Here is a 20268-nt window from a genome sequence, read left to right as displayed (position 1 = left end):
TTCAAGGCGGCTTCCTTTGGAGAGGGTCTACGGCCTCGAGTGTGGTACGTTATTTGGGTGAGTAAAATACAATTATTCTCACGATTACATATTGAATTACTCACCTATGAAAAGGCTGCCGCTCTCACAGGTCACGGACTTCGACCTGCGCCTGCTTCGGGTCTTCCGCACCGTTGCAGAAGTAGGAAGCTTTACTGCGGCTGAAAGTGCTCTCGGAATCACGAGATCCGCGATTAGCCTTCACATGAGTGACCTGGAGAAGCGGCTGGGTGTCAGGTTGTGCCAGCGGGGGCGAGCGGGATTCGCGCTAACGGACGAAGGACGCGAAGTACTTCGGGCGGGGGAGGCGGTGCTTTCTGCCATCGAAGGCTTCCGTACAGAGGTGAATCAGCTCCACCAAAGCCTCAGGGGTGAACTCAATATCGGGCTGATGAACAACCTGGTGACGCAGCCGAAGATGCGGATCACCGACGCCTTGAAAGGAATTCGGCGCCAGAGCGAGGGCGTGCGCATCAACATCAGCATGAGTACGCCTGGCGAGATCGAGCGGGGCTTGCTGGATGGCCGTCTCCACATCGGCGCGTTGCCGATGCTCACTACGCTCTCGACACTGGACTACATTCCGCTGTACGAAGAACGCTCACAGCTCTATTGCAGCCGAAATCATCGATTGTTTCCGTCTGGGAAGAAGTTGTCGGTGGCTGACCTGCGAGAGGTAGCTGCCGTGGCGCCGAGCTACCGTATCAGTGCTGAGGCCATGCAATTGCACCAGAAGTTGAGTTGCGCGGCGACGGCGACGGACCGCGAAGGTATAGCTTTCCTGATTCTCACCGGCGAGTACATTGGCTTTCTGCCAGACCATTTCGCGGCGACTTGGGTGGAAAAGGGCATGCTCACACCTCTGGTGACCAAAGAGATGCACTTTGAAGTGACGCTTGGCGTCGCGACGCGGAAGGGCCGAAGAAAAAATCTGATTATGGACCGATTTCTGGACATCCTGATTCAGGATAGCGCCCGCTGATCGAGAAACCTTGCAGGCTGCAGTAGTCCGAGGTCGCCGAGCGTGTAAGCGTGATCCCGATGACGACCAGGGCCCAGTTTGAGAAGGCCCAGGAAAGCTTCGACGCGGCGCGCCGCCTCGGGCTCGTTCCGGCCGTTGGGGGGCGTGTGGCACAGGGCCCGGAATGGAGAAGGGCTGGTTCATCGAGCCGACCGGCCTGTAGCGAAGACACGGTTCCCCGTCAGAGAGCTTGAGCTAAGCTCCAAGATCAACCTGAACTGCCGGACTGAGCCCGAATCTCGGCTAGCTTGACATACAAAGTACTTCGGGAAATGCCCAGTGTCCGCGCTGCCATAGAGATGTTTCCGTGGGCGTTCGCGAGCGCGTCGAGTATCGCTTGTCTTTCGACTTCCTCAAGTCGGCGGAATGAAACCGGCTTTGACGACGGGGCAGGTACGGAAAGGGAGGCGTTTGTCGTTTGCTGGATGTTCGGGGGAAGCAGAGAGGCATCGATGACGTCGTCGTCGCTGAGCGCGAACATCATCTCGAAGACGTTCTGCAATTCGCGTATGTTACCCGGCCAGCGATGACCAAGTAGCGCCTGGCGCACCGCCGGTTCAAGCTGCTTGGGCGCACAGCCATACTTGTGCGCGAGTTTGACGTTGAGATGCTTGATGATTGCATCGATATCCCCGGGCCTATCGCGCAGCGGGGGGAGCGCCAGGCTCACTACGCAGAGACGGTGGAACAAGTCTTCGCGGAAGCGGCCGGCGGAAATCTCCTTTTGCAGATCACGGTTCGTAGCGGCAACTATGCGGACCGAAACGCGCCGCTCGCGGGTGTCACCCAAGCGAACCACAACGCCATCCTGCAGCACGCGCAACAGGTGAGGCTGCATATCAAGTGGCAACTCGCCGACCTCGTCCAGGAAGAGGGTGCCCCCGTCAGCTTGCTCAAACTTCCCGGGAAGGCCACCTCGACGGGCACCTGTGAAAGCGCCATCGGAATAGCCAAAAAGTTCGCTGGCCAAGAGCTCACGCGTAAATGCGCCGCAATTGACAGCAATGAAAGGGCCGTCGGGATGGTTGCCAGCCCGATGCAGTGCTCGGGCAAAGAGTTCTTTCCCCGCGCCAGTTTCGCCAAGAAGCAGTACCGGCAGATCGAGCGGCGCAATCCGGCGCGCGCGCGCCTTGGTCGCCTTCAGCACCTCGCTTTCGCCAACGATGTCGCCAAACACATCGTTTCCTGCTGTCGTTGTCCCGACTGGGGCCCCGGGCAATATAGCGGCTCGATTCTGGCGAGTCACGAGGGGAAGCACCAGCACCGTACCGAGCATGCCGGCATGATCCTTCACAGGGTGCAGCCATTCAGGACGCAGCCATTCCGGACGTTGGCAGTACCGGTCGACATCCGACAGTGCGAGGTTCAGTCCTGGCACCTGGCTGCCAACTTCAGAGGGCAGCCGCACGTCATAGCTCTCGCGCGCCACCTGCGCATTTCCATTCGTACGAACAATGCGCCCACGGCTGTCGACAAGCACAACGTAGTCGCTGGCGTAACGGATGAAATAATCAATGGCTCGAGTCAGCAGCCGCTCGTGAAGAGCAACGTCTCGGCGGGCTAGTTCGCTGACGATCTGGCTGGCAGCAGTCATCACCAGGCCCAAGGTGTGGCCATGAAAGGTTTCCTTGACCCCGGAAACATCCACGACCCCTAACAGGGTGCGACTGAAGGGGTCAAGAATGGGAGCCGCAGCGCAGGTCCAACGCTTGACGTCCAGACAAAAATGCTCGTCGGCATGGATCTGGACAGGAGCCGCCGTGGCGATCGCGGTTCCGATGGCATTGGTGCCGATGACTTCCTCATTCCAGCAGCCACCGGTGGCCAGGTTGATTCCCTCGCCAACGCTGCGAGCCCTGGTTTCGCCCTTGAGATGGAGAACCGTTCCGCTCGGGTCGCAAAGCATGATGAGCGTGCCGCATTCCCGTAGGATATCCCGCAGGCTCTCAAGCGCCGGAAGCGCAGCGTCACAGAGCTCCCGGTTCTGTCGCTGCAACTGGCGCACTCGTTCGGCCGCTGCCCCCGGTGCGGAGTGCCGAGCAGGGTCGACGGCCTCCGAACGACACCGCTGCCATGAGGCGAGGACGACGCTGCGCACACCCGCCCCTTCCAGGGACTGATCCTGCACAAAACGCTCCCAGGCGGAAGCCACGACGGGCTCGTCGCCGATACGTGGGATCAGGGTGCCGCAACGAGAAAACGGCATAGGACGGTCGCTCTCAATTGACTGGGATAACCGTATCCGCGAGACACCGCCAAGTCAATAATCTCTTTTCAAATCAAATATTTGTGCTTTGCAGCATGAAAATCCCAAGGTGTCCGATTTCCGGCCATCGCAGCAATTAGTGTCCGGAAACCGGACAGCGTCGGCAGCGACAAGGCGGCAAAGGCGTACACGAGGGCCTGCGCCAAGTATCTAGTTTTCTGTCAATGCACCCTACGCAGGTTCAGGAAGCCGATTGCGTTGTGCTTGCGAATGTCCTGTCCCCAGGTCCGAACCGGGAAATTGCTCGCAATACCGACCCGCCCAGCAAGGTTGCGACTGTGGGCAACGTCGCACGTTTAAACCAGGCAGCGGACCCAGCCCAGAACCTCCAGACATCGATCTGCTCGCTGCGGCTCTCGCCATACAGGCACCACATGCAGAAGTGCTCGCAGTTGTTGGAAATCAGGCGATATCGATCCTCACCGATGCGTGAGTAGGCGCGCTGGACGGCCTCCACACCATCAAACCTGGCGCCAGGACTTTGGCGAACTCTGATCGGATGCCCATGCGCGAATTCCGCGAGCGTGACCTCGTGCACCGGGCCGCGACGCAGTGATCGTGACAGACCCGAGTAGTGCACGACCTTGCCGGCCCCCGCGTAGAGGCCATGATGCGTATACCAAAGCCGGTCGGTGACGAGATGGGTTCCGATCGCCGGGTCCATATCGGCAACTGATTCAAAAACCGGGTGGCTTGACGTTGAGTACTTCATGGACTTCACCATACGTCACTGTCATTTCGCTTGAATTCAGTGCATAGCGCGTGCCAGCGCCACAAGCGCTTCGCATGGACGCCGCCTTGGAGTTTCAAGGTAGCTGGCGTCCCTCTCGGCATCGACCGCCAGACTTCGATGCCGCCACGCCTGCGGCAATTGTTGGGCGGCCCTCCAACTGCTACATGCCGCCCGGACTCGCACGGGCCAATCCCATCCTTCCTGGTCAGAAAGCGTCCGATTCCCGGACACCGCTGCACAGGACGTCGAGAATCCGGACACTGACCAAAGGCATGCCGCCATCAACGAAATAGCCGAACAACAGTGCCAACCCATTGAATTCAATAGCCTGCAGGGGCTGTTTCCGATGCCAGCCGGCTCTGGCACAAGCTTTGCCATAGATGGGTCGTGGGGGGATCCCACCATGACTACATCAATGACAGGAGGCAGTATGCAATCGCAGTCCACCGTACAGGTGATGGGCATCGATGCTGGCGGCACGATGACCGACACATTCTTTGTGCGCTCCGATGGCCGCTTCGTCGTAGGCAAGGCGCAGAGCAATCCCGGCGACGAATCGCTCGCCATCTACAACTCTTCCGAGGACGCCCTTGCTCACTGGGACCGGACAGTGGATGACGTCTACCCCGAACTGGTGACTTGCGTCTACTCAGGTACGGCGATGCTCAACCGCATCCTCATGCGCAAAGGCCTCGACGTTGGTCTCATCTGCAATCGCGGTTTCGAGCAGATCCATTCGATGGGCCGAGCACTGCAGAGCTACCTGGGCTATGCGCTGGAGGACCGCATCCACCTGAACACCCACCGCTACGACGAGCCTCTTGTGCCCGTCTCGCGCACGCGCGGCGTCACCGAACGTACCGACGTGCAGGGGAAGCTGGTTATCCCACTGCGTGAAGATGAGGTCCGTCAGGCTACCCGAGAACTGGTGGAGGCTGGCTCGCAAGCCATCGTCATTTGCCTGCTGCAATCCCACAAGAACGAATCGAGCGAGCAGCGCGCCCGAGACGTCGTGCGCGAGGAGCTCAAAAAACTAAAGGCCGATATACCGGTGTTCGCCTCGGTGGACTACTACCCGTCGCGCAAGGAGAGTCACAGGATGAATACCACCATCCTGGAGGCTTACGGTGCAGAGCCTTCGCGCCAGACCCTGAAGAAGGTGAGTGACCGGTTCAAGAAGCACGGCGCCAAATTCGATCTGCGGGTGATGGCCACCCACGGCGGCACCATCAGCTGGAAGGCCAAGGAACTCGCGCGCACGATTGTTTCTGGCCCGATCGGCGGCGTCATTGGGTCCAGGCTGCTGGGCGAGTATCTGGGCGACGAGAACATCGCCTGTTCCGACATCGGCGGCACCAGCTTCGACGTGGCCCTGATCACCAAGGGCAATTTCGCCATCAAATCCGACCCCGACATGGCCCGTCTGGTCCTCTCCTTGCCCCTGGTGGCAATGGACTCGGTTGGCGCCGGCGCCGGCAGCTTTGTGCGCCTCGACCCCTACAGCAAGTCGATCAAGCTCGGCCCCGACAGCGCAGGCTACCGCGTGGGCACCTGCTGGCCGGAAAGCGGTCTCGACACGGTGTCCGTTTCCGATTGCCACGTCGTTCTGGGCTATCTGAACCCGGACAATTTCCTGGGCGGTGCCATCAAGCTCGACGTGCAACGCGCCCGCGACCACATCAAGGCGCAGATCGCCGACCCGCTCGGCCTGTCAGTCGAAGACGCCGCGGCAGGCGTCATCGAGTTGCTTGACCTTACCCTTTCCGAGTACCTGCGCGCCAACATCAGTGCCAAAGGCTATAACCCGGCGGAATTCACCTGCTTTTCTTACGGCGGCGCCGGCCCGGTGCACACGTACGGCTACACCGGGGGCGTAGGCTTCAAGGATGTCGTCGTGCCGGCCTGGGCAGCGGGTTTCTCGGCCTTCGGTTGCGCTTGCGCCGACTTTGAGTACCGCTACGACAAGTCAGTGGACCTTGGTGTTGCCCAGCTCGCGCCGGACGATGCCAAGGCGGTTGCATGCGGCATCTTGCAGGACGCCTGGTCGGAACTGGCAGTGAAGGTCATCGACGAGTTCGTCCTCAACGGGTACAAGCCCGAAGACGTGATGCTGATTCCCGGCTACAAGATGCAGTACATGGGCCAACTGAACGATCTCGAGATTGTGTCGCCGGTGACCCGTGCCGCGACTGCCGCCGATTGGGACAAAATCGTCGACGCATTCGAAAATACCTATGGACGCGTCTACGCGAGTTCTGCCCGCTCGCCGGAACTGGGCTTTTCCATTACTGGCGCCATTCTTCGCGGGATGGTTGTAACCCAGAAACCCGTGCTGCCGGAGGACCCGGACGCCGGGCCCACGCCGCCAAAGTCGGCCTATCTCGGTACCCGGCCCTTCTATCGCCACAAGAAGTGGGTCGATGCCGCGCTCTGGAAGATGGAATCCCTCAAGGCCGGCAATCACATCGTCGGTCCCGCCATCATCGAATCCGATGCCACCACGTTCGTGGTGCCCGACGGCTTCGAAACGACGATTGACAAGCACCGCCTGTTCCATCTCAAAGAAGTGAAGTAAGGAGACATGCCATGAACATGATGAGCAATAAAGAAGTCGGCTTCGCCGACCTGCTGCAAAACGGCCAGACGCTCAAGCAGCACCGTGACGGCATCATTGAGCGCACCAATGCTACGGGCCATTACAACGGCCTCGGGAAGCTGGAATTCCGGGACAGCGATCCGATTGGCTACGAAAAGCTGTTCTCCAAGCTGCGTGGCGGCCTCGTGCATGCCCGGGAAACGGCCAAGAAGATTGCCGCGAGCCCTATCGTCGAGCAAGAAGGCGAGCTTTGCTTCACGCTTTACAACGCTGTGGGCGACTGCGTGCTGACCTCGACCGGGATCATCATCCACGTCGGGACCATGGGGGCGGCAATCAAATACATGATCGAGAATAACTGGGAGGCCAACCCCGGCATTAATCCGGGGGACATGTTTACCAACAACGATTGCTCTATCGGCAACGTGCATCCCTGTGACATCGCGACTATCGTCCCGATCTTCTGGCAAGGCCGGCTTATCGGTTGGGTCGGTGGCGTCACGCACGTCATCGACACCGGCTCAGTGACGCCGGGTTCGATGTCCACCGGCCAGACCCAGCGCTTCGGCGATGGCTACATGATTACCTGCCGCAAGACGGGGGTGAATGACGTGCCGTTGCGCGACTGGCTGCACGAGTCCCAGCGTTCAGTGCGCACGCCCAAGTACTGGATCCTTGACGAAAAGACCCGCATCGCCGGCTGCCACATGATTCGCGACCTGGTTGAGGAAGTGATTCGGGCTGATGGCATCGAGGCCTATGAGAAATTTACCTACGAGGTCATCGAAGAAGGCCGCCGCGGACTGCAGAGCCGTATCAGGGCCATGACCCTGCCGGGCAAGTATCGCAAAGTCTCCTTTGTCGATGTGCCCTACAAGCATGACGACGTGCAGGTATCCAACGCCTTCGCCAAGCTCGACTCCATCATGCATTCGCCGGTGGAGATGACCATCAAGCCGGACGGAAAGTGGCGCCTGGACTTCGAAGGAGCGAGCCGCTGGGGCTGGCACACCTTCAACGCCCATCAGGTGGCATTTACTTCAGGAATCTGGGTGATGATGTGCCAGACCCTGGTGCCAACCCAGCGCATCAATGATGGCGCCTACTTCGCCACCGAGTTCCGCCTGCCAAAGGGCACTTGGTGCAATCCCGACGACCGCCGCACCGGTCACGCTTATGCCTGGCACTTCCTGGTCTCCGGCTGGGCGGCCCTGTGGCGCGGCCTATCCCAGTCCTATTTTAGCCGGGGGTATCTGGAGGAGGTGAACGCCGGTAACGCCAACACTTCAAACTGGCTGCAAGGTGGTGGCATCAATCAGGATGGCGAGATCCATGCGGTTAACAGTTTCGAGGCCAGTTCCTGCGGAACGGGCGCCTGCGCCGTCAAGGATGGCCTCAACCACGCAGCCGCCATCTGGAACCCGGAAGGGGACATGGGCGACATCGAAATCTGGGAGATGGCCGAACCGTTGCTCTATCTTGGCAGAAACGTCAAGGCCAACTCCGGCGGGTATGGCAAGTACCGCGGCGGTTGCGGCTTCGAGACGCTGCGCATGGTGTGGAACGCCCAGGATTGGACCATGTTCTTCATGGGCAATGGGTTCATGAACAGCGACTGGGGCATGATGGGTGGCTATCCCTCGGCGACCGGATACCGGTTTGAGGCACACAAGACCGGGCTGGACAAGCGCATCGCCATTGGCGATTCCCTGCCTCTGGGTGGCGACATCGATCCCGGCAAGCCAGACTACGAGCGCCACATCGATGCAACTGCGGTGGTCAAGCGTGACAAGCAGTGCATCACTACCGAGGACTGCTACGCCAACCATGACCTGTACCTCAACTACTTGCGCGGGGGGCCGGGCTTTGGCGACCCGATCGACCGCGATCCGAAGGCCGTCGAGGCGGACCTCAACCAGAAATTCCTTCTGCCGGAATATGCGCAGAAAGTCTACGGTGCCGTCTTCACCCAGGACGCCAAGGGCGTGTTCACGGTGGATGTAGAGAAAACCCAGGCCCGCCGTGCCGAGATCCGCAAGGAACGCCTGGCACGTTCCCTGCCAACCCGCGAATGGATGAAGGAAGAGCGCGATCGCATCCTCAACAAGCACGCGTCCGTCCAGGTGCAACACATGTTCGCTACCAGCTTCGCCCTGTCGGAGAAGTTCACGCGGGAGTTCAAGGCATTCTGGAACCTCCCCGCCGAGTGGCAGTTGCTTGAGGATGAACTGGGCGTGCCGTCCTACGGCGCCAGGCACCGCATGGACCTTTCCCTGCTGCCCGACGTTACCACCGTCGTCCAGGTCGAAGAGTAATCACAGAATCGAGGAGTTGAGTCATGTCCAAGTACACGAATGAACAGGTTGCCCACCTCGTTGAGGGCTCCCTGGACTGGGAAACAACTTTCCGCATGCTGTCGATGCCCAAAGATGACAGCCGCTTTGCTCAGTATTTGGCCGCTCTGCAGGCCAAGGTCAGCTTCCCGGACCGCATTGTGCTTCCGCTCGGCCCGCACATGCATATTGTGCAATCGACCAATAATAAGAAGTGGGTGGTCAAGTGCGATTGCGGCCACGAGTTCTGCGATTACCGCGAGAACTGGAAACTGCATGCATCCATCTATGTGCGCGACACAGAGGAAGCGATGGCCGAGGTGTATCCCAAGCTGATGGCCCCCGATACCCAGTGGCAGGTGTATCGAGAGTACTACTGCCCGGCATGCGGCACTATGCACGACGTCGAGGCGCCAACACCATGGTATCCAGTGATCCACGACTTCGAGCCAGACATCGAGGCATTCTATAAGGAATGGGTGCAAATGCCGGTCCCCGAGCGCGCTCCGGACTAGATTGCAACTCGAAGGTTGGGGGGCAGGCACAGGCCTGCTCCCCGCCTTGCGGAGAGGCTGCCGGTTGCTTTGACAGCCGGCTTAAGTAGGCCGACAGAATGAACGGGCTCACGCTGGACTGCCCCTGGACCAGTCAAAGAACCAAAAGAAAAGGCGCTGCACCCAAGGCGATTCGGAGTGGCGTCCCGCCGGCAACCAAGGTCCGGTAAGCCCTGAAGCCGAGCAAGCCAGGGGCGATAGCGGGATTGTCGACGCGGCGGGTGTGTCGCAAGGAGAAACGCTTTCGAAGGCTCTCGGGTAGAACGCCAAAGTTTCGCGATAGCTTCGTCTGGCGCCATTCTAGAAAGGCCCCGCCGCGGAGCCGCTGAAACGCGGCGGGGCAAAGCGCAGTGACCCTGGGGAAGGGGGGAAAGGCCCACCACGCTTGATCCAGCTTACGGTATGTGTCGCAAACACCGTATGGGGTGCCAAACAGAACCAAGTGTCAGCGACGAAACCTTTCTGGCGGCACGGCGCCGGGACGCTTGATCCTTATCCAATCGCGCGAGCGCTCTCCATCCCGATATCCGCGCGGATGGTCTTCCGCTCGCACAGCAGCATAGGGCGAAGGTCAGCGAGCGATGGCGCATGGTAGCGCACGTCCAAATCCTGATCTGCATCGCCAGAGTCGGCCCGAATCGGCCGATTTTCTCGATGAGGTAAGCGCTCAGAATAGCGGCTTGATGCGTCCGCTGAACCGCTAGCCTAGTGGAGTATCGCCGTCCCGCTACTTCTCCGCGTCCCAGCCGATCCGATGCCGCGCCTGCGTGGCTTCATGGCGCGCATCCTCTTCACTGTGCAGATAGCCGCTCGTCGTCGACAACGAGCTATGCCCGAAATTGTCGCGCACAAAGCGCAGGTCGACCTGCTGGTCGGTCATGTGCGAACCAGCGGTGTGGCGCAGCCAGTGCGCCGAGGCGCTGGCCAGCACCGCGGCTTGCGCTTCCCATTCCGGCCCGCGCGCCCGCAGGCGCGCCGCGGCCATGCCAAACACCTCTTTCAGGATCAGGTGCAGCGCGCCGCGTGACAGCGGTTTCTCGCTGTCCGCTTTTCCGATCACCGGCAGCACCAGGGGACGCGCCTCACCGAACTGCGGAGTCGGCGGCAGTGCGTGGGCGCGACGGTAGCGCGCCAGTTCTGCAATCAGCTCGTCGGTCGCCGGCACCAGCCGGGTCTTGCTGCCTTTGCCGGTCACCTCCAGCCACCAGCGCTCAGTGCCCTGGGCATCGCGCCGGCAGAAGAACGCGCCCATCGTGGTCGCTGTCAGCTCCGACGCCCGCAAGCCGCCCAGATAGAGCACGCTCAGCACCCAGCGGCAGCGTGCCGCATGCAGCCGTTCCCGCGCGGTCTCGGTCGGCATCGCTTCGACCGTCTCCTTGACGATCGCCCACAGGTCGTGGCTCAGATAACGGGTGATGCGCGCCTTGCTGGGAGCGCGCCGACGGCGGGCGAGGGCGAGCGGGTTCCCGGCCAGGTAGCCCGCCTCGGTCAGCCAGGCGAACAGCGCGTTCAGGATCACCATGGCCTGGCGCACGCTGCCTGGGGCCAGCGGCCCGGCAAACGGGCGCCAGTCCGGATGGCTGCGCGCGAGCTTCTTGTTGCCGGCCAGCACCCAGCGCGCGGCCGGTTGCGGATCGGCGAGGAAGCGCTCGTAGGCGAGCAGGTCTTCGTGCGTCAGCGAGGACAAGGGTTTGCCCAACTGGAGCACGGCCCACAGGATCAGCCGCTCCACCTCGCGGCGGTAGGTGGCGATGGTCGCCGCACTGTCGGCATAGCGGGCCAGCCAGGCGGTCACGGCGGCCAGGTCATCGGCCGCGGCAATACGAGCGCCGGTGGCGGGCGCGCGATTAGTACCGGCGGCGCCGGACAGCGGCGATGACAGTTTCAACCGCTCCAGTGGTGTGGGAAGTGAGTCGGTAAGACTCCCAAGCGGTTTGAGGGGCAGCAGGTCCATGCGCGAGCCGAAAGAATCACACTTCACTTTGATATTATAAACATAAGCGCAGTTATGTCTAAAGTAATTCGATGGTATTAAGTTTTGATACGTATTACGTAGTAATACTTGACGAGAAGCGCACCGCGCGCCAGCAGAACGAGCGCACGGCCTGAGCGTTGCGCGGGGAACTGGTGGCGGCGCGCAACGAGGTGGCGCAGGCGCGAAGCGCGGGCCCGGCTCGAAGCCCAGGCCGCCGCGCTCGCCGATCGGCTCGCCAGCGCCGAGCTGGCGGCGGCGGGCGGCGGGCGGCGGGCGGCGGCGCAAGGCCAACGGCCCGGGACAGCCAAGAAACAAGCACAGACCGGACAGCAGGACAAAAAGCAGGGTGCGCCAACTACAACCCTGAATCCGGATGACGGCAACGACGGTAACGACAGCCAAGAATGAGCGGGCGAAGGCGATCCGCTGGATCCTGGACCGGATGGCCGACTATGGGCTGACGATGGAAAGAGCTGGAAGCGGCGCGGTGTTTCGATCCGCCGCGCCCGCCATTACCGGCCTGCTACCGGCAACGCCCAGGGGTTGCTGCCTCGACAGCTCGTCGGAATCACGTCTATTATTGACGCCAATGAAGGCCTGAGTGCCTGAGTGCAGTTGTCTTGCGCACGCAAGGGACGGTAGCTGCCCCGGGCGTGCGGTCTCAGTGCCTGGACGCGACTGCGGCGCGGAATCCGGCGCGCGGCCGGCCTTGGTCCTTCAGATTGAAATACTGCCAAGCAAAGCACGCGAACTTGCCCTGCAGTCCTGGCCATGTCGCATTTCCTGCCGCGGGGGTATTTGCAAGATGAGCAGCAATCCAATGGACCCGCCTGCGCCGCCGCCATCTCCGCGCACCTGGGACGCACGCCTGGCGCGGCGGCTTGTCGAGCCGCTCAAGGATTCCCGGGTTACGCCCAACCATCTGACCACGCTCCGGCTTTTGACCGGCCTGGCCGGCGCGGCGTGCCTCGCGCAGGGCGGCTTCGGCTGGGCGAATGGCGGTGCGCTGCTGGTCGTGTTTTCCAATTTTATTGACCATACTGACGGAGAACTGGCGAGGATCAGCGGGAAATCCAGCAAGTTAGGCCATTTCTACGATCTTTTCAGCGACTCGCTGGTCACTATCCTGCTCTTCGTCAGCATGGGGATCGGCGTCTCGGGCCAGTTTCAGGATGCCGCGGTGCCGGCAGTCGTGCGTGGCAGCGTGGCGGGCGTGGCCGTGGCGCTGATCTTCTTCTTGCGCATGCGCATCGAAGCGCTCGCTGGCAAGACCGCCACGAAACAGGCCTCGGTCGGTGGCTTCGAGACGGAGGATGTGCTCTACCTCCTGCCGCTTGTGACCCTGAGCAGTGCCATCAGCCCGTTCCTGACGGCGGCGTCGATCGGCGCGCCCTTGTTCGCGGCATGGGTGGTCTTCGACTACTGGCGCGCCGTGCGGCGCGCTCGCCCCGTTACAGCGGCTACCAGACCATGAGGCGCCGATGAGCGAATCAGCCGAAGCGGACCGGGATCTTCTCACCCTGCCTGGCGAGCGGCAGCAGCCGTTCGCCGACCCCGCGGGCGCGCGTGCCGGTCCCGATGCAGGTGTGGCAGCACGTGTTGGCGCCCTGGGGCACAGCGCGCTGCGCGCGGAATTCGAGCGCCAGGGAGCGTTCCTGCATGTGGGCGAGTTTTTGCCGGATGAAGTCACGGAAGGCCTGGTTGCCAGCGCCCTGGCCTTGCAAGACCAAATCAATCGCAATTATCTCCCGGGCCACAAGCAGGGCGGCAGCGTCAGCCGCCATACGATCGACCAGCACGCGCCTTTTATCGCGCAACTCTATCGGTCCAAGGCGCTGATCGGCTGGCTCGAACAGATCTGCGGCGAGCAGCTGCTGCCTTCGCCCGAGCAGGATCCGCATGCCTACGCGCTCTATTACTACACGCGCGAGGGCGATCATATCGGCTGGCATTACGACACCTCTTACTACAACGGCAGGCGCTATACCTTGCTGTTCGGCGTGATCGACGAATCGTCGTGCCGTCTCGACTACGAATTGCACACGCGCGAGCCCGATGTGCCTGTGCAAGCGGGCTCGGTACAGATTCCCCCCGGTGGCCTCGTTTTCTTCGATGGCGACAAGCTGCGCCACCGCATCACGCCACTCGGGGCGAACCAGATACGGGTGTCGCTGACCTTCGAATACGTCACCGACCCGGGCATGCGGCCCTGGCTGCGTTTCGTCTCCAACATGAAGGACGCCCTCGCTTATTTCGGCTTCCGGCAAGTATTCAAACGGCTGGCCAGGGGCCAGCAGCCCCGGGCATGACGCGTGCGGCGATGATTTCGCTGTCGGTCGGTGCGGCGCTCTTTGTCGCCCTGATTGCCTTTACCGGCTTCGGCTCGGTGGCGTCGACGCTGATGTCGGCGGGCTGGTTGAGCCTGTTGGTGGTGATGTTTCACCTGCTGCCGCTGGCGCTGGATGCTGGTGCCATTTTCGTGCTGTTCGATCGCCACGCCAGCCATCGCGCCATGCGCGACGCGCTGTTTGCGCGCTGGGTGGGCGAGTCCGTGAACAGCCTGCTGCCCGCCGGACAGCTGGGTGGACCGGTGCTGATGGTGCGCCATCTCGCGCAACGCGGTGCACGCATGCGCGACGCTGCCGCAGCGATCACCGTCAGCACGACGATGCAAGCGATCGCGCAGCTGGTGTTCGCGGTGCTCGGACTCGTGCTGTTCGGCGCGTCAACGGCGAGCGAGGCGGGCGAGGATGTGCGCTTGCCGGTCATTGCCGTCACCGCGCTGCTGGCGCTGTGCCTGTTCGGGTTCTATGTGGCGCAGCGGCGCGGCCTGTTTGGGCGCGTGCTGCGCTTGCTGTCGAAATTGCGGGGAAAGCGCGACTGGGCGGCGCTGACGATGCGTGCCGATGCGGTGGACGCAGCCGTGCGGCGGATCTATCGCGCGCCCGGCAAGGTCGCCGCGACCTTCGCGCTGAGCCTGGCGGGCTGGCTGGTCGGCACCGGGGAGGTGTGGCTGGCCCTGCGGTTTCTCGGCCATCCCGTCAGCTGGCTCGACGCCTTGCTGCTGGAGAGCGCCGGGCAGGCGATCCGCGGCGCCGCGTTTGCGATTCCCGGCTCGCTGGGTGTGCAGGAGGCTGGCTACCTGCTGCTCGCGCCATTGGTGGGACTGCCTGCCGACGCGGCGCTGGCGCTGTCGCTGATCAAGCGCGCGCGGGAAATCGTGCTTGGCGCGCCCGGCCTTCTGTATTTGTACTGGAGTGAACGAAGACACCGGCGGCGAAGCACGGGGGGTGTGCCGGCTACCGATTGATGGCGGTTGCATGGGAGCGGAGAAAAATATGCGAGCGATTATTCTTGCCGCAGGCCTTGGCCTGCGTTTGCAGCAACCGCCCGAAGCACAATTCCCGAAGTGCCTGTTGCGCTTCGATGGCATCACCCTGCTGGAACGGCATCTACGCATGCTGGACGCGGCGGGCGTCACGGAGGTCGTGCTTGCCCTCGGTTTCCAGCCGGAACAGGTCAAGGCCGAACTCGACCGGCTCGGACGTTCGCCCCATCCCGAAATCGTTCTGAACCCGCGCTACGAACTCGGCAGCGTCCTGACCGTGCACACCGTCGCCGACGCGCTCACGCGCGGCGGCGACGTACTGCTGATGGACGCCGACGTGCTCTACGACGAGCGCATTCTCGCCGCGCTGGTTGCCGGCGACAGCGCCAACCGCCTGCTGATCGACCGCGACTTCGAAACCGGCGACGAGCCAGTCAAGCTTTGCCTGCGGGACGGCGTTCCGGTCGAGCTGCGCAAGCAGGTGGCGGTGGGCCTGGCATATGACACGATTGGCGAGTCGGTCGGGTTCTTCCGCTTCAGCGAGCAGGCCGCACGCCGCCTGGCGCAGATCGTCGCGGGGTATGTCGAGCGCAACCAGGAGAAGATGCCGCACGAGGAAGCCGTGCGCGACCTGCTGCTGGAGGGCGGCCATGCATTCGAGATCGCAGACGTCACCGGTGCGCCCTGGCTCGAGATCGACTTCCCGGGCGACGTCGTGCGCGCCCGCGATGAAGTGTTGCCGCAACTCCGGCGCGGTGTTACCTCGGGAGTTGCCTCGGGAGTCACGCCATGAACGCACGTGATCCGGCTTTGCCCGCTGCGTCGCGCAGCGCCGCGCTGCGCCAGTTGCTGGTGGGCAGCGAACTTGAATTCATGATGGAAGCCCACAACGGGCTCTCGGCCCGGATTGTGCGCGAAGCAGGCTTCAAGGCTATCTGGGCCTCCGGCCTGGCGATCTCGGCGCAATTCGGCGTGCGCGACAACAACGAGGCAAGCTGGACACAGGTGGTCGACACGCTCGAATTCATGGCCGACTCCAGCGGCTTGCCGATCCTGGTCGACGGCGATACCGGCTACGGCAACTTCAACAATGTGCGGCGCCTGGTGAGGAAGCTCGAACAGCGCGGCATCGCGGGTTTGTGCATCGAGGACAAGCAGTTCCCCAAGACCAACAGCTTTATCGACGGCGAACGCCAGCCGCTGGCCACGATCGACGAATTCTGCGGCAAGATCAAGGCCGGCAAGGATACGCAGACGGATGCCGATTTCTCGATTGTCGCGCGCGTAGAAGCACTGATCGCGGGCTGGGGCATGGACGAGGCCTTGCGCCGGGCCGAAGCCTATCGGCAGGCCGGTGCCGACGCGATCCTCATCCACAGCAAGCTGTCGCGGCCGGACGAGATCCTCGAGTTCGCACGCGAGTGGGCCGGCCGCGCTCCGCTGGTGATCGTGCCGACCAAGTACTACAGCACTCCCACCGACGTATTCCGCCAGGCCGGCATCAGCCTCGTGATCTGGGCCAACCATCTGATCCGCGCGGCGGCATCGTCGATGCAGGCGGTGGCCAGGGAGATCCATGACACCCAGACGCTGGTTCATGTGGAGGACCGCATCGCGCCGATGAGCGAGATCTTCCGCCTGCAGGATGCCGACGAGTATGCCGCCGCCGAACGGCTGTACCTGTCTGGCGCCGAGGCGCCCGGCGCGGCGGTTGTGCTGGCGGCGAGCCGCGGCGAAGGGCTTGACGCCCTGACCGCCGAGCGCCCCAAGGTCATGCTGCCGGTCGCGGGCAAGCCGCTGCTGCGCTGGCTGGTGGACGCCTTCAAGATGCAGGGCATCCACGACATCACCGTGGTCGGCGGCTATCGCGCCGATGCGATCCAGAGCACGGGTATCAAGCTCGTGCGCAACGAGCGCTACGCGAGTAGCGGCGAACTGGCGTCGCTGGCGTGCGCGGCCGACGGCCTGCATACGGATACCGTGATCGCCTACGGTGATCTGCTCTTTCGCAGCTACTTCCTGCGCGACCTGTTCGAGAGCGAGTCCCGCTTCAGCGTGGTGGTCGACTCGTCGCAGACGCAACCGTCGAACCAGAGCGTACGCGATTTCGCCTACTGCTCCGCGCCCGACGACCGCGCCCTGTTCGGCCAGAAGGTCCTGCTGCGGCATGTTTCGAACCAGGGGAAGGAAGCGGCCGTCACCGGCGGGCAGGCGCCGCAGGGACGCTGGATCGGCCTGCTGTGCGTGCGCGGCGCCGGGCGTGAGGCCCTGCAGCAGGCACTTGCCGGCCTGCGTGCGCGGGCGGACTTCGACACGCTGGACATGCCTGACCTGCTCAACGCCCTGATCGGGGCTGGCGAGGAGATCGACGTGAAGTATGTGCATGGCCACTGGCGCAGCGTGAACGACCTGGAGGACTACCAGCGCGCTGGCGAGTTCGCGCATGCCCGGCTGCCGTTTGCCCAGGGCGCACCCGGCACACCCGGCACCGAGAAACGCCGATGATCGAAGCGGCTCAGTTTATCGAGGCGGCGCTTGCGCGTGGCTTCTCCTGGTATGCGGGGGTACCGTGCTCGTATCTCACCCCCTTCATCAATTGCGTGCTGCAGGATCCTTCGTTGCACTACGTCTCGTCGGCGAACGAAGGCGACGCGGTAGCGCTGATCGCGGGCGTGACGCTCGGGGCCAGAGGGGGCCAGCGCGGCATCACGATGATGCAGAACTCCGGCCTTGGCAATGCGGTAAGCCCGCTCACTTCGCTGACCTGGACGTTCCGCCTGCCGCAATTGCTGATCGTGACGTGGCGAGGGCAACCGGGCACCGCGGACGAGCCGCAGCACGCGTTGATGGGCCCGGTCACGCCTGCGATGCTCGACACCATGGAGATACCGTGGGAGCTGTTCCCGACTGACGCGGCCGGCATCGGCCCGGCGCTCGATCGCGCGCTGGCGCATATGGACGCGACCGGACGCCCTTACGCTTTGGTCATGCAAAAGGGCAGTGTCGCGCCCTATGCGCTCAAGCCGCAGGATCGATCCGCGCCGCGTGCGCGATGCGCGGTGCGCACGCAATGGCGGGGAGGGGCGCCGGATGCGCTGCCTTCGCGGCGCGAGGCCTTGCAGCGTGTGATTGCACATACGCCGGCCGCTGCGACGGTGGTGCTGGCATCGACCGGTTTCTGCGGCCGCGAATTGTATGCGCTCGATGACCGGCCAAACCAGCTCTATATGGTGGGCTCGATGGGTTGCGTGACGCCGTTGGCGCTTGGCCTCGCGCTGGTGCGCCCGGACCTGCATGTGGTCGCCATCGATGGCGACGGCGCTGCCTTGATGCGCATGGGAAACTTCGCCACGCTGGGCGCATACGGTCCGTCGAACCTCACGCACGTGCTGCTCGACAACGGCGCACACGACTCGACCGGCGCACAGGCCACGGTGTCGCCCAATGTGTCATTCGCCGGCGTGGCGGCGGCTTGCGGCTATGCCTCGGCGGCCGAAGGCGACTGCCTCGAACTGCTTGACGAGGTGCTCGCGGCGGCTGTGCCGGGCGAGCCGGGCGCCGCTCCCGGATCGCGCTTCGTGCGGCTGGTGATACGCGCCGGCACGCCGGACGGCCTGCCCCGGCCCACCATCACCCCCGCGGAAGTGAAGTCCCGCCTCGCGCGCCACATCGGCGCTGATCACGGAGAGAACTGATGCTATTGCTCAACCCCGGCCCGGTGACCTTGTCCGAGCGCGTCCGCCGCAGCCTGCTGCAGCCCGACCTGTGCCATCGCGAAAGCGAATTCTTCGATTTGCAGGACGAGGCGCGCGCGCGGCTGCTCGGCGTCTACCGGCTGGACCCCACCGAGTGGGCCGCGATCTTGATGACCGGGTCAGGCACGGCAGCAGTAGAAAGCATGATTGCCGCGCTGGTGCCCGCGCGCGGCAAGCTGCTCATTGTCGAAAACGGCGTGTACGGCGAGCGCATTACGCAGATTGCGAGTCAGTACCGCATCGACCATGAGGTGATCAAGCATGACTGGATGCAGGCGCCCGATCCCGACCGGCTGGCCGCCATGCTCGACGCGGACCGGACCATCGGCCATGTGGCGGTGATCCACCATGAAACGACCACCGGGCGCTTGAACGACCTGCACGCGCTCGACGCCGTTTGCCGCCAGCGCGGCGTTCACCTGCTGGTCGACGCTGTCAGCAGCTTCGGGGCCGAGACCATCGACTTCGGCGGCAGCATTGCCGCCGTGGCCGCCACTGCCAACAAGTGCCTGCACGGCGTGCCGGGGGCCGCCTTCGTGATCGCGCGGCGTGACGCGCTGGCCCAGGCGGCAAGCCGGACCTACTACCTGGATCTTGGCCGGCTGGCACGCCTGCAGGATCAGCGCAACACTCCTTTCACGCCGTCCGTGCACGCCTACTACGCGCTCGTGGAAGCGCTGCGCGAACTCGACGACAGCGGCGGCCAGCACGCCAGGCACGCGCGCTATGCGGCCCTGGCCGAGCAAGTGCGCGCGGGACTTGCATTGCGCGGCATCGCGAGCGCGTTGCCGGCGGACCAGTCCTCCGTCGTCCTGCGCGCCTACCGTTTGCCGGCAAGCTTGTCGTACACGCAGCTGCACGACGGCCTGAAAGCGCTCGGCTTCGTGATCTATGCAGGGCAAGGGCAGCTGTCGGATGAACTGTTCCGGATCTCCACGATGGGAGATATTCACGCACACGACATCGAGCGCCTGCTGCAGGGGTTCGCGGCATTGATGACTTGATGACACTTCGGCTTGGCTGCCGGGACCGCACGATTACCTCGACCGCAGGATTTGGCGCCGAACTGGAATGGCGCCCGCTGCTGGCCATGACGGCAATGTCGGGCATATCTGCATTATCGCCTCGGCGCAAGCCGCAGCCGGCAGGCGGCCGCGCAACAGAGCCTAAAGTTGTCGGCACATATAGTGCGAGCGGGCGCCGAATCGACGGAGAAAATCCATTGACAACTGCATCTCCCGAACAACGGTGTCGGTAGGGGTCAGCGAGAAGCCGTATCGGGCGAAGAAGCCTGGATTCTCGTTGGTTAAAACGGTGGCCTTCGTACAGCCATTGGCCCGCGCTCTCGTCAGGAGCACGCTCACGAGATGGGTGGCGAGTCGGTGCCCGCGATAGCCGGGCAACACTGCAACCGTGTGAACGACGATGGTTTGAGAGCGCTGCTCGCCACAGGCGCAGCCGACAATACTGTCCTCGACGATTGCGACATGGTAAAGCGGAGTCGCATCCCTCGGCTCTGGAAGCGGCAGTCCACACGCTGCCAGCACTTGTCCAACTGCCTCCAGGTCCTCTGCATTCGCAGCACGGAGTCTGGCATTTCTTATCATTCTCGCTTCTCACGTCATGGCACCTCGCCACAACCATAGCCGCCCCTTCGCGACTCTCCGT

At 63.1% G+C, this 20268-nt stretch carries 17 protein-coding genes; 12 read left to right on the top strand and 5 right to left on the bottom strand.

Annotated elements, in window-relative coordinates; translation table 11 throughout:
* The first annotated feature begins 106 nt into the window (after positions 1-106).
* Positions 107-1021 carry a LysR family transcriptional regulator gene (locus tag E1J61_RS28695; RefSeq protein WP_133097311.1) on the top strand — a complete coding sequence of 305 codons (915 nt, stop codon included), beginning with the start codon at positions 107-109 and terminating at the stop codon, positions 1019-1021.
* A 247-nt stretch (positions 1022-1268) separates the two neighbouring features.
* On the opposite strand, the gene E1J61_RS28690 is transcribed toward E1J61_RS28695, so the two are convergent.
* From E1J61_RS28690 to E1J61_RS28685, 3 genes are all read right to left on the bottom strand, one after another.
* Entirely contained in the window at positions 1269-3065 is a 1797-nt protein-coding gene (locus E1J61_RS28690; protein WP_243737030.1) for a sigma-54-dependent Fis family transcriptional regulator, read from the bottom strand.
* 269 nt (positions 3066-3334) lie between these two features.
* Positions 3335-3472 carry a hypothetical protein gene (locus E1J61_RS37535; RefSeq protein ID WP_165971565.1) on the bottom strand — a complete coding sequence of 46 codons (138 nt, stop codon included), beginning with the start codon at positions 3470-3472 and terminating at the stop codon, positions 3335-3337.
* Between the two features lie 35 nt (positions 3473-3507).
* A complete protein-coding gene (locus tag E1J61_RS28685; protein WP_243737026.1) occupies positions 3508-4038 on the bottom strand; it encodes a lecithin retinol acyltransferase family protein in 531 nt (176 codons plus the stop codon).
* Between the two features lie 451 nt (positions 4039-4489).
* Here E1J61_RS28685 and E1J61_RS28680 point away from each other — a divergent pair, with 451 nt between their 5' ends.
* Genes E1J61_RS28680 through E1J61_RS28670 form a run of 3 tightly spaced genes read left to right on the top strand, consistent with a single transcriptional unit; the run spans position 4490 to position 9503 of the window.
* Complete coding sequence (locus E1J61_RS28680; RefSeq protein ID WP_133097308.1) at positions 4490-6634, top strand: hydantoinase/oxoprolinase family protein; 2145 nt, start codon at positions 4490-4492, stop codon at positions 6632-6634.
* Between the two features lie 11 nt (positions 6635-6645).
* Positions 6646-8970, top strand: a complete 2325-nt coding sequence (locus tag E1J61_RS28675) for a hydantoinase B/oxoprolinase family protein (protein WP_133097307.1) — start codon at positions 6646-6648, stop codon at positions 8968-8970.
* A gap of 23 nt (positions 8971-8993) precedes the next feature.
* Positions 8994-9503 (top strand): acetone carboxylase subunit gamma, encoded by a 510-nt coding sequence (locus E1J61_RS28670; RefSeq protein WP_133097306.1) that lies wholly within the window; start codon positions 8994-8996, stop codon positions 9501-9503.
* A 766-nt stretch (positions 9504-10269) separates the two neighbouring features.
* Here E1J61_RS28670 and E1J61_RS28665 read toward each other — a convergent pair.
* On the bottom strand, positions 10270-11496 hold the full coding sequence (locus E1J61_RS28665; RefSeq protein WP_133097305.1) for a tyrosine-type recombinase/integrase: 1227 nt from the start codon (positions 11494-11496) through the stop codon (positions 10270-10272).
* Between the two features lie 394 nt (positions 11497-11890).
* Between E1J61_RS28665 and E1J61_RS38925 the strand changes: the two genes are divergently transcribed.
* From E1J61_RS38925 to E1J61_RS28625, 8 genes are all read left to right on the top strand, one after another.
* Entirely contained in the window at positions 11891-12118 is a 228-nt protein-coding gene (locus tag E1J61_RS38925) for a hypothetical protein (RefSeq protein WP_371704827.1), read from the top strand.
* Positions 12119-12322: 204 nt separating this feature from the next.
* Positions 12323-12991, top strand: a complete 669-nt coding sequence (locus E1J61_RS28655; protein ID WP_133097304.1) for a CDP-alcohol phosphatidyltransferase family protein — start codon at positions 12323-12325, stop codon at positions 12989-12991.
* Between the two features lie 7 nt (positions 12992-12998).
* Complete coding sequence (locus E1J61_RS28650; protein ID WP_243737025.1) at positions 12999-13826, top strand: 2OG-Fe(II) oxygenase; 828 nt, start codon at positions 12999-13001, stop codon at positions 13824-13826.
* The gene (locus E1J61_RS28645; RefSeq protein WP_133097303.1) at positions 13823-14827 is read left to right on the top strand and encodes a flippase-like domain-containing protein; all 1005 of its coding nucleotides are present in this window, start codon (positions 13823-13825) and stop codon (positions 14825-14827) included. The genes E1J61_RS28650 and E1J61_RS28645 overlap by 4 nt, the downstream gene beginning before the upstream one ends.
* Positions 14828-14855: 28 nt before the next feature.
* The gene (locus E1J61_RS28640; RefSeq protein WP_133097323.1) at positions 14856-15638 is read left to right on the top strand and encodes an NTP transferase domain-containing protein; all 783 of its coding nucleotides are present in this window, start codon (positions 14856-14858) and stop codon (positions 15636-15638) included.
* A complete protein-coding gene (gene aepX, locus E1J61_RS28635; RefSeq protein ID WP_133097302.1) occupies positions 15635-17350 on the top strand; it encodes a phosphoenolpyruvate mutase in 1716 nt (571 codons plus the stop codon). The genes E1J61_RS28640 and aepX overlap by 4 nt, the downstream gene beginning before the upstream one ends.
* Positions 17347-18540, top strand: a complete 1194-nt coding sequence (gene aepY, locus E1J61_RS28630) for a phosphonopyruvate decarboxylase (RefSeq protein WP_133097301.1) — start codon at positions 17347-17349, stop codon at positions 18538-18540. The genes aepX and aepY overlap by 4 nt, the downstream gene beginning before the upstream one ends.
* Positions 18540-19604, top strand: a complete 1065-nt coding sequence (locus E1J61_RS28625; RefSeq protein WP_133097300.1) for a 2-aminoethylphosphonate aminotransferase — start codon at positions 18540-18542, stop codon at positions 19602-19604. Before aepY ends, E1J61_RS28625 begins: the two co-directional genes overlap by 1 nt.
* A 162-nt stretch (positions 19605-19766) precedes the next feature.
* On the opposite strand, the gene E1J61_RS28620 is transcribed toward E1J61_RS28625, so the two are convergent.
* Positions 19767-20207, bottom strand: coding sequence for a GNAT family N-acetyltransferase (locus E1J61_RS28620; protein WP_133097299.1), 441 nt, complete (start codon positions 20205-20207; stop codon positions 19767-19769).
* Positions 20208-20268: the final 61 nt, after the last annotated feature.

The sequence above is a fragment of the Cupriavidus sp. L7L genome, assembly GCF_004353535.1.
GTDB lineage: Bacteria > Pseudomonadota > Gammaproteobacteria > Burkholderiales > Burkholderiaceae > Cupriavidus > Cupriavidus oxalaticus_A.
This window is presented reverse-complemented; position numbering and strand designations above follow the sequence as displayed.